A 10,236-nucleotide genomic window follows, 5' to 3' on the forward strand; every position below is an offset into this window, starting at 1 on the left:
CGGATCCGAAGCTGAAGGTGGTGCTGAAGGAATTCCCGGTGCTCGGCCCCTCCTCCGTCGAAGCCGCCCAGGTCGGGGTCGCCGTGCGCATGCAGGACCCCAGCGGCAAGAAGTATCTCGACTTTCACCAGAAGCTGCTCAACGGCAAGGGCCAGGCCGACAAGGCGCGTTCGATGGCTGCCGCCAGGGACGCCGGCGCCGACATGGCCAGGCTCGAAAAGGATCTCACCAGTCCGGAAGTGCGCGCCACGCTGGAGGAGAGCTTCAAGCTCGCCGAAGCGATGGGCATGAACGGTACGCCGAGCTACGTGATCGGCAAGCAGGTGGTGATCGGCGCGGTCGGCGTCGAAACGCTGCGGGAAAAAATCGGCATCGCGCGTTGCGGCAAGGCGACGTGCTGAGTTACGTATTCTGCAATCTGCTACTGCAGCGTTGCTGAACTGAAAGGCCGGCTCCCGAGCCGGCCTTTTGTTTGCGCCTTTTTCGAAGCGGCGCGTTCATCACGCATTCATCAAACAAAATCGATGGAACCGGCAAATACGCGGAACATCGGGCACGGGCTGCCGTTGTCGACGCGGGCAATGTTCACATGAGGAGATATTCCATGACTAATCGCTTGATGATTTCTGTCGCAGCCGCAGCGTTGATCGCGGGCAGCGGATTGGCGTTTGCGCAGGGTCCGGGCGGCAGCAGCCGTGACGGTGCGCCTGCTGCAGGCGGCGCCGCCGGGGGTGGAAGCCCTCCCGCAGCCCAGCAGAGCCCTGCCCCGTCGGGTGGTGCGATGAACCGTGACTCTGGCGCTGCTCCGGGCACGAGCACCACTCAGTCCAAGGATGGCATGGGCAAGGACGGCATGAAGAACGTGCAGTCCAAGGACGGCATGGCCAAGGATGGCATGAAGGACGCGCAGTCCAAGGACGGCATGGCCAAGGACGGCATGAAGAACGTGCAGTCAAAGGACGGTATGGCCAAGGACGGCATGAAGGATGCGCAGTCCAAGGATGGCATGTCCAAGGACAGCATGTCGAAGGATGGCGCCAGCAAGACCGGCACCAACGCCCAGACCGACAGCAAGTCCGGCGCCACCACCGGCAACGCCGCGACGTCGGCGACCGCCGCTCCCCCGCCCGAAAAGCGCACCCAGATCGTCTCCGCCATTCGTTCGGAGACGAGCATCAAGGAAACCACCAACGTCAACTTCAACATCTCGATTGGCACGCGCGTTCCGAGCTCGGTCACCTTCTATCCGCTTCCGCCGCGGATCGTCGAGATCTATCCGGAATGGCGCGGCTATCAGGTCATCCTGGTCAAAGGCCGTTACGTCATCGTTCGACCCCAGACCTACGAGATCGTCTACATCATCGAAGGCTAGGTGCCGGGTACGGCCACTTATCCTCGGCGTAAGGGGCGGGCAGCAATGCCCGCCCCTTTTCGCGTCAATCGATGGCCGGCCTGCGGACGAACCTGCGGAGTACTGATCTCGAAACCTTTGTTAACGAACGATTTCCACAGGTTCCACCCGGCTTTTTACAAGCCGGGTTAGGCATTTGGGCCGGGTCCAGGACGGCCTAAAGGCTTCCCCTTGGGCCTGATGTTACCTATAACCCCGCCACCACAGCCGCATTACCGGGATCTGGATGGCCGAAAGACCTGCCGAGACGATTTACGTGCTCAACGGCCCCAACCTCAATCTGTTGGGGACCCGGGAGCCCGAGAAATACGGCCATGCCGGACTCGCCGACGTCGAGCAGCTGTGCGTGCAGACCGCCGCGCTATTCGGCCTCAAGGCCGATTGCCGGCAGTCCAACCGCGAGGGCGAACTGATTGATTTCATCCACGAGGCGCTGGCGAAAAAGGCGGCCGGGATCATCATCAATGCCGGCGGCTATTCGCACACCTCGATCGCGCTGCACGACGCGTTGGTGGCGGTGAGAATTCCGACCGTCGAAGTGCACGTTACCAACATCCATGCCCGCGAGGATTTTCGTCATCATTCCTTCACCGCCCGGGCCGCGTTCGCATCGCTTTGCGGCTTCGGCATCGACGGTTACCGATTGGCGATCAACGGCCTTGCCGCCAAAATCGGCGTCAAGGCGATTGCCTGACGCCGTTCGACCGTCACCCCACAGAAAGCTCCGGATCCAGATCATGGCGCGCCAGCCTGACGACACCAAAGACGCGAAGTTCAAGAGCGACGACAGTGCGCTCATTCGCGAACTCGCATTGCTGCTCGACGAGACCAGTCTCACCGAGATCGAGATCGAACGCGCCGGCCTGCGGGTGCGGGTCGCCCGCAACATCAGCATCGCCGCATCGATGCCGGCGAATTTCCAGCAGATGCCTTCCGGTTCCACAGCATCCGCCGCGAGCGTTACACCGGCCGCCATCGCCGATCTCGCAAAGCACCCGGGCGTGGTGCCCTCGCCGATGGTCGGCACCGCCTACTGGTCGTCCGAGCCCGGCGCCAAGCCGTTCATCGAGGTCGGCGCCAGGGTGGCGGTCGGGCAGACGCTGCTGATCATCGAAGCCATGAAGACGATGAACCAGATCCCGTCGACGCGCGCGGGCACCGTGACGCAGATTCTCGTCGAGGACGGCCAGCCGGTCGAATTCGGCGAACCGCTGGTAATTATTGAATAGAGGCGAATGGCGAGTGGCGAACAGCGAATGGTTACCCGATCCATCATTCGCCATTCGCTATTCGCCGTTGGTCCCTTAGGAACCCCATGTTCGACAAGATCCTGATAGCCAATCGCGGCGAGATTGCACTGCGCATCCTGCGTGCGTGCAAGGAGCTCGGCATCGCCACCGTCGCGGTGCATTCCACCGCCGATGCCGACGCCATGCATGTGCGGCTGGCCGACGAGAGCGTCTGCATCGGGCCGCCGCCGTCCAAGGACAGCTACCTCAACGTCCCGGCGCTGCTGGCGGCCTGTGAGATCACCGGCGCCGACGCCGTGCATCCGGGCTACGGCTTTCTGTCGGAAAACGCCCGCTTCGCCGAAATCCTCGGCGAGCACAATCTGCATTTCATCGGCCCGAAGGCCGAGCACATCCGCCTGATGGGCGACAAGATCGAGGCCAAGAAGACCGCGAAGAAACTCGGCATTCCCGTGGTGCCGGGCTCCGACGGTGCGGTCGGCGCCGAGGACGACGCGATGGCGATCGCGCAGGCCATCGGCTTTCCGGTGCTGGTAAAGGCCGCTTCCGGCGGCGGCGGCCGCGGCATGAAGGTGGCGCGAACCCCTGAAGATTTGATGCTGGCGCTGTCGACCGCGTCCAACGAGGCCAAATCGGCTTTCGGCGACGCCTCGGTCTATCTGGAAAAATACCTGCAGAAGCCGCGTCACATCGAAATCCAGATCCTCGGTGACGGCCGCGGCGGCGCCATCCATCTCGGCGAGCGCGATTGCTCGCTGCAGCGGCGCCACCAGAAGATCTGGGAAGAAGGCCCCTCGCCGGTTCTGGCGGCCGCGGCGCGCGCCACGATCGGCGCCACCTGCGCCAAGGCGATGCAGGACATGAAGTATCTCGGCGTCGGCACCATCGAATTCCTGTACGAGGACGGCGAGTTCTATTTCATCGAAATGAACACCCGGATCCAGGTCGAACATCCCGTCACCGAGTCGATCACCGATATCGACCTCGTGCTGGAACAGATCCGCATCGCCGCCGGCGGCGATCTGCCGGCGACGCAGGACGAGATCCAGATCATCGGCCACGCCATCGAATGCCGCGTTAACGCGGAAAATCCCCAGACCTTCCGCCCGTCACCGGGCAAGATCACGCAATACCATCCGCCGGGCGGCCTCGGCGTGCGGATCGATTCCGCCGTCTATCAGGGCTACGTCATCCCGCCCTATTACGATTCGCTGGTCGGCAAGCTGATCGTCCATGGCAAGACCCGGGGCGAGTGCTTGATGCGGCTGCGCCGCGCGCTCGACGAAATGGTGGTCGAGGGCATCGAGACCACGCTGCCGCTGTTCCGGGCGCTGGTGCGGGAGCCCGCCATCATCGACGGCGACTATCATATCCACTGGCTCGAACAGTATCTGGCCGGCCAGAACCCCGGCTGACGGCCAGCCGACAACAATAATTCCGAGGCCCTGGAACCCATTGCCCGCACCGGCGTTGCTGTGGGTCGGGACACCCTCCCGCCCCGCGGACTGCTGGAATCCCGATCCTTCATGACCAGAGACAGCCGTGACGCCTGACGCCACGCGCCGCCGCGCAATTGGCCAGATCCTGCTGCTTGCGGCGGGATTTCTGGTGTTGGTCGCGATCAGCACCGCTTCTGTTTTGTTGGTCAATCAAACGCGTTCCGACAATGCCGGTATCGTGCGCGCGGTCGAAGTCGAAGGCATGATATCGACCTTGCTTTTGCAGATACGTCGCGCCGAAAGCTCGGCCCGGGCCTACTTCATGACCTCCGATCCCCAGCTCCTGACTGACCATGAGGCCGCGGTCGCCACAATATTGCCCAATCTGGAGGAACTCGCGCGATCGACGAGCGACAATCCGGCCCAGGCACAGCACATCAAACAGCTCAGGGCTTCGGTCGAGGTTCGGCTGCAGGAGTTTGCCCGCTTCGTTGATTTCATCAAAGGCAACGACAAGGCCAGCGCCCTGGCGATGGCGCGCGACGTCGCCACGGGGCCAACCGTCAAGAGCATCACCGAGCTGTCCGCCGCCATGCGCGCGGAAGAGGAGCGGTTGTTGTCGCTTCGGATCGCGGCCGCCGATCGAACCCAGCAGCTTGCCTCGGCCGTGACCATCGCCGGCTCCGGGCTGGTGATCGCACTGGCCGGTATTTCCATTTTCCTGGTGCGACGATCCGCCAATGCGCGCGACGGCGCCGAGGCGATGTTGCGCGAAAACAACCTCAATCTGGAAACCACTGTCGACGAACGCACCGCCGATCTGCGCGAGGCCAACGACGAGATCCAGCGCTTCGCCTATATCGTCAGCCATGATTTGCGCTCGCCGCTGGTCAACATCATGGGCTTTACCAGCGAACTGGAGGAACTGCGCGGCGACATCTTCCGGCGGATCGCATCGCTTGCCCGCACACAATCGGCGGCGCCGGCGGCGCCCGACAATGCGACTGACAGCGCCGAACCCGTGCTCGAAGGCGCCGACAAGCAACTCTCGCAGGATTTTACCGAGGCGCTCGGCTTCATCAAATCATCGATCGCCAAGATGGACCGCCTGATCACGGCGATCCTCAACCTCACCCGCGAGGGGCGGCGCGAGTTCCAGCCGGTGCAGATCGACACCCGCGAACTGATCGAAACCATCGTCAGCACGGTGGCGCACCAGGCCGCGGAGGCCGAGGCCAATATCCACATCGAACCGCTGCCCGACATCGTCAGCGATCGCCTCGCGATGGAACAGATTTTCTCCAACCTGATCGACAACGCGCTTAAATATCTGAGGCCGGGAATTCCCGGCGAACTCCATGTCCGGGGCCGGACCAAGCTCGGTTTTGCGATTTTCGAGGTATCCGACAACGGCCGTGGTATCGATCCCAAGGATCACCAGCGGATTTTCGACCTGTTTCGCCGCGCCGGAACCCAGGACAAACCGGGCCAGGGCATCGGGCTCGCTCACGTCCGGGCCCTGGTGCGGCGGCTCGGCGGAACCATGTCGGTATCGTCGGAGCTCAACCACGGCAGTACCTTCACCATTACGCTGCCCATTCGCTGGGCGGCCACCAACCGGAACAGGGAATCATGAGCAATCCAGTCACCATCATCATGATCGAGGATGACGAGGGACATGCCCGTCTGATCGAACGCAATATCCGCCGCTCCGGCGTCAATAACGAGATCATACCGTTCACCAACGGTACAGATGCGGTGAAATACCTGTTCGGCAGCGACGGCAGCGGCCTCGCGCACAAGGGCAACGCGCTGCTGATTCTGCTCGATCTGAATTTGCCCGACATGACCGGCATCGACATCTTGCGGCGGGTCAAGGAAAACGCCTATCTCAAATGCGCGCCGGTCGTAGTGCTCACCACCACCGACGATTCCCAGGAGATCAAGCGCTGCTATGAACTCGGCGCCAACGTCTACATCACCAAGCCGGTGAACTACGAAAGCTTCGCCAACGCCATTCGCCAGCTCGGACTGTTCTTCTCCGTCATCCAGGTTCCCGCAGCCGCCACATGAACGCGAGCCAGCCCACGCTGCTTTACATCGACGACGACGCGGCGCTGGCCCGGCTGGTCAGCCGCGGCCTGACGCGGCTCGGCTTGAAGGTAGAGCATGCCGAAGGCGGCGCGCAGGGGCTGGAGCGGTTGAAGCAGGGCGGCATCGACGTCATCGCCCTCGACCAGTACATGCCCGGCCTCGACGGTCTCGAGACGCTGGAGCAGATTCTCGCGATCCCGCAAGCGCCGCCGGTGGTGTTCGTCACCGCGTCGCAGGATTCCGCGATCGCCGTCACCGCGCTGAAGGCCGGCGCCGTCGATTATCTGGTCAAGGATGTCCAGGGCGATTTCATCCCCCTGCTTCATGTCGCCGTCGACGGCGCGATCCGGCAGGCGATGGTTCGCAAGGCCCGCGACGAGGCCGAGGCCGAGGTCCGCGCCTCGCGCGACCGCTATGCCGCGCTCGCCGCGGAGCGCGAGGTGCTGCTGCGCGAGGTCAACCACCGCGTCGGCAACAGCTTGCAGATCATCGCCTCGCTGTTGCACCTGCAGGCCAATTCCAGCAATCAGGACGACGTCAAGGCGGCGCTGACCAATGCGATGGGCCGGGTCGCCGCGGTGGCGCAGGTGCACCGCCGGCTCTATACCTCGCACGATCTGAAAAGCGTGCTGCTGAACCAGTATCTCGAAGCCCTGCTCGAGGATCTCAGACGGTCGGCCGAGGGCAACAAGATGTCGCGGCTGACCTTGAAGGCCGAGCAGGTCGAGATCGACCCCGATCGCGCAGTGGCGATCGGCATCATTGTCAACGAGCTGGTCATGAACGCGGTGAAATACGCCTACCCCGATGGCGCCGGGCCAATCCATGTCACCCTCGATGTCGATGGCGACGATCTCGAACTGGCGATTTGCGACGACGGCGTCGGCCTCAACGTCAAGACCGACCCGCGCTCCACCGGCATGGGCCAGCGCATCGTGTCCGCGATGGCCTCGAAACTGGAAGCCGCGGTCGAACGCGATCCCAACCATTCCGGCACCCGGATCGTGCTGCGGTTTCGCCGCATCAACAAGCCCGTGGCAAAGCCCGTCTGCGCGGCGGCGAGTTAGCCGTTCCCTTCGTCGCAAAAATGCCCGGCAGCCGTGAGGCCGCCGGGCAGAAACGCCCAACGTGGCCCTCGGACGGCCACGCGATAAGCAGTTCACCGCTCCGTTCCGGAAGCTGATGGCGTCGCTGAATTCAAACGGTAAGCTCACGGCAGCCTCCACAATCGCTTCGTGGGCGCGTTCGAATGTGGACATTCGATGGGTCTGGACGACCATGGAATCGAAACTCTGGAGGCTACGCAACAAGGCGCACTTTCTCCGCAATGGCCGCTGTGCGCACTTTTACCAATGACCTCTGCGGCGACCCCAGTATCCCCCGCCGCCGAACAGCAGCACCAAGACAACGATAATAAGGATCAGTTCCATAGGAAGTCTCCTAAAGCCTTGAGAACTTCACGTGCCTGAATATGCAAAAATAAGTGCGGCCACTGCCAGAACGCAGCTGACGAGCAGCACCAGGAGAACCGGCCGGCCCAACCGACCGCCCCGCGCTTCGACTGCCGTCTCGACTATTTGTTTTCCGTCTTTATGCACTGAATTCTCCTGTGAGAGGCCAACTGTCCGCCCCTCACTAAGGTTCCTGAATTTTTTCGATGTTCAACGCTGCCGGTCGCACGCGCCGGATCACCACCGGGAATTCGCCGTGTTTAGAGCGCGACTGAAATTTAGAGAGCGACTGAAAAACGCTCGCTTGAGGCGGGGATGCGCTTCCGTCCGGCCTTACGCCTGCCTGCCGATGCAATACCAGGACTGCTCAACGAAGTCCCAGAAAGCCCGCGACAAAAAGAATTACGACGATCACGCCGATGATGTAGAAGATGTTCATGGTGCACTCCGGTTCAGGCATGCGCTGTTTCAAGCGCGGTGTTCCTTGAAGAAAGTTTCCTTCCGCAATTTGGTTCCCTCGACGTCGACGCATTACAAAACTGGTCACGCAATCAACGCCTGCAGGCGGCGCTTTTATTGCGATGGTCAAAATTGCACAGATTTTCTTTGCCATGCAGGTCAATCTGTCTGGGGCCAAGTCCAGGGTGCGTTCGGAACTGCGACATCCCCTGGGAGTTAGCGCCAGAACTGTACAGACGGGCATCGCTGCGACTTGGTCGCCGGGCCGGAGGAACGCGCTTGCCAAAGGTGTTGATCGCCGAAGACGATCTGATGATCGCCGATCTGGCGGAAGAGATTCTCATCGACGCTGGATATGAAGTTTGCGGCATCGCTCGCACGGTGGCCGAGGCGGTCGCCCTGGCTCACAAGCACAAGCCTGATCTTGCCGTGCTCGACTTCCGCCTCGCCGATGGCGGCCTGGGTACCGAAATCGCTGCGCAATTGCTCCCGTTCGGCAAGCTCGGTGTACTTTATGCCACCGGCAACATGTCGCAGGTCGTGCTGACAACCGCCGATGGTGACGCCTGCCTTTCCAAACCCTATAGCGCCACCGATCTGGTGCGTGCCCTGAAAATCGTCAGCGAGATCTCTAGCGGCAACGCGTTGCCGCCATTCCCGAAAGGCTTCCAGATATTGCGTCCGGCAGCCACGGCTCCGCCGATGGCCACCGCATGAGCCACGACGGCGCAAAAGTACGGAAACTTCTGCGCCAGCAAACAGCGATTGCCCGCTTCGGCAGCTTTGCGCTTCGCGAGGCGGATCTGCAGAAGGTTCTGACCGAGGCCGCGCGAGTCTGCGCCGAAGGCCTTGGCGTCCCCTATGCCAAAGTGTGCCGGTATCGCGCCGCGGAGAACGACCTTTACATCGAGGCCGGACATGGCTGGAAAGCGGGAGTCATCGGCACGGTCGTATGCGCCGATCCGACGTCACCCCAAGGCCGGGCGTTCATCACCGGCGAGCCCTCGATCTGCAATGACGTACGCAAGGACAGCAACTTCGAGCTGCCCGAGTTCTACGCAGCGCACGGCATCGTTTCGACAGTCGATGTCGTGATCCATGTCAAGGACGACGCCCAGCCGTACGGCGTGCTGGAAATCGACAATGACCGCCAGCACGATTACGATCAGCACGATATCGACTTCCTCACCGGCTTCGCCAATGTCCTGGCTGAGGCCGTCGCGACCTCGGCGCGGACGGCAACCCTGCAGAACACCATCGAGCAGATGAAAATTCTGGTCCGGGACAAGGACCGGCTGCTGATCCAGAAGAACGTTTTGGCGGAAGAGCTGCAACACCGAGTCCGCAACAATCTGCAGCTCGTCTACGGAATGCTGAACAAACAGCTTGGCGACACCGTAGACAAGGCCGGGCAGCGGGGCATCAAGGCGATCGCACGCCGGGTCTCCACCCTAGCCCAAGTGTATGACCATTTGCTCGGCGCCGAGATGACCCGCACCATCGATTTCGGCAGCTACATCAAATCGCTATGCCTCCACCTCGCAGAGATACAGGGTGCGCCGGAAGGCACAGTCACGCTGACGTGCGACAGCGAGCCCTTTATCGTCGATCTCGATGCGGCGACAGCACTTGGGATTGTTGTGACGGAGGTGGTGACCAACAGCTATGACCACGCCTTCCCCGGCGGCAAAGGATTGATCGTCGTTTCCGTTCAGAGCGTCGATTCAGACCTCAGCGCGATGACCATGATCCTCCGCGATGACGGCGAGGGTTTCAAGCCCCAAGCCGAAAGCAAGCGGCACGGTCTTGGGCTGGTGCGCCGTCTCGTTGAACAGGTCGGAGGAACAGCGAGCCTCGACTCGGAAAACGGCACGAAGTGGACGATCAAGATCCCCGTTTCCCCTTCAGCTATGCCAGATGCGATCGTGACCATCGCTGGCGCAGGTCAAGCAGCGGCCTGAGACATTCCGGCGGCGAGCTAGCCGCGCCTGCCCCGAAACTGCTATCCTGCCGCCATGACGTCGCGCGACTCCGCCTCCTCCGACATTACGCCCGAAGTGCTGCTGCGCGCCTATGCCTGCGGCATTTTTCCGATGGCCGAAAGCGCCGACGATCCCACCCTGTTCTGGGTC

General features: G+C 62.1%; 11 protein-coding genes and 1 pseudogene. 11 read left to right on the forward strand and 1 reads right to left on the reverse strand.

Translation table 11 applies throughout. From position 1 onward, the window contains the following. The 8 genes from Q8N40_RS18015 to Q8N40_RS18050 all read left to right on the forward strand — a co-directional run. On the forward strand, positions 1–401 hold a 401-nt coding region (locus Q8N40_RS18015), incomplete at its 5' end, for a DsbA family protein (protein ID WP_305712775.1). A 380-nt stretch (positions 402–781) separates the two neighbouring features. Continuing rightward, positions 782–1,372: a DUF1236 domain-containing protein gene (locus Q8N40_RS18020; RefSeq protein ID WP_305322665.1), complete on the forward strand. Its 591-nt coding sequence runs from the start codon at positions 782–784 to the stop codon at positions 1,370–1,372. Positions 1,373–1,637: 265 nt separating this feature from the next. Further along, positions 1,638–2,105, forward strand: coding sequence for a type II 3-dehydroquinate dehydratase (aroQ, locus tag Q8N40_RS18025; RefSeq protein WP_305322666.1), 468 nt, complete (start codon positions 1,638–1,640; stop codon positions 2,103–2,105). Positions 2,106–2,148: 43 nt separating this feature from the next. Then, positions 2,149–2,640, forward strand: coding sequence for an acetyl-CoA carboxylase biotin carboxyl carrier protein (gene accB, locus Q8N40_RS18030; protein WP_305712776.1), 492 nt, complete (start codon positions 2,149–2,151; stop codon positions 2,638–2,640). Positions 2,641–2,726: 86 nt separating this feature from the next. Further along, complete coding sequence (accC, locus tag Q8N40_RS18035; protein ID WP_305712777.1) at positions 2,727–4,076, forward strand: acetyl-CoA carboxylase biotin carboxylase subunit; 1,350 nt, start codon at positions 2,727–2,729, stop codon at positions 4,074–4,076. Between the two features lie 127 nt (positions 4,077–4,203). Then, positions 4,204–5,736, forward strand: coding sequence for an ATP-binding protein (locus Q8N40_RS18040; protein ID WP_305712778.1), 1,533 nt, complete (start codon positions 4,204–4,206; stop codon positions 5,734–5,736). Further along, positions 5,733–6,173, forward strand: a complete 441-nt coding sequence (locus Q8N40_RS18045; protein WP_305321966.1) for a response regulator — start codon at positions 5,733–5,735, stop codon at positions 6,171–6,173. The genes Q8N40_RS18040 and Q8N40_RS18045 overlap by 4 nt, the downstream gene beginning before the upstream one ends. Beyond that, the gene (locus Q8N40_RS18050; RefSeq protein ID WP_305712779.1) at positions 6,170–7,261 is read left to right on the forward strand and encodes a sensor histidine kinase; all 1,092 of its coding nucleotides are present in this window, start codon (positions 6,170–6,172) and stop codon (positions 7,259–7,261) included. The genes Q8N40_RS18045 and Q8N40_RS18050 overlap by 4 nt, the downstream gene beginning before the upstream one ends. A gap of 751 nt (positions 7,262–8,012) precedes the next feature. On the opposite strand, the gene Q8N40_RS18055 is transcribed toward Q8N40_RS18050, so the two are convergent. Next, complete coding sequence (locus Q8N40_RS18055) at positions 8,013–8,258, reverse strand: hypothetical protein (RefSeq protein ID WP_305321964.1); 246 nt, start codon at positions 8,256–8,258, stop codon at positions 8,013–8,015. A 134-nt stretch (positions 8,259–8,392) separates the two neighbouring features. Between Q8N40_RS18055 and Q8N40_RS18060 the strand changes: the two genes are divergently transcribed. The 3 genes and pseudogenes from Q8N40_RS18060 to Q8N40_RS18070 all read left to right on the forward strand — a co-directional run. After that, positions 8,393–8,821 (forward strand): response regulator, encoded by a 429-nt coding sequence (locus tag Q8N40_RS18060; RefSeq protein WP_305712780.1) that lies wholly within the window; start codon positions 8,393–8,395, stop codon positions 8,819–8,821. Next, positions 8,818–10,065, forward strand: a complete 1,248-nt coding sequence (locus Q8N40_RS18065; RefSeq protein WP_305712781.1) for a histidine kinase dimerization/phosphoacceptor domain -containing protein — start codon at positions 8,818–8,820, stop codon at positions 10,063–10,065. Before Q8N40_RS18060 ends, Q8N40_RS18065 begins: the two co-directional genes overlap by 4 nt. Before the next feature lie 54 nt (positions 10,066–10,119). Then, positions 10,120–10,236 (forward strand): annotated as a pseudogene (locus Q8N40_RS18070) (leucyl/phenylalanyl-tRNA--protein transferase); the annotation flags it as partial.

The organism is Bradyrhizobium sp., from assembly GCF_030693485.1.
GTDB lineage: Bacteria > Pseudomonadota > Alphaproteobacteria > Rhizobiales > Xanthobacteraceae > Bradyrhizobium.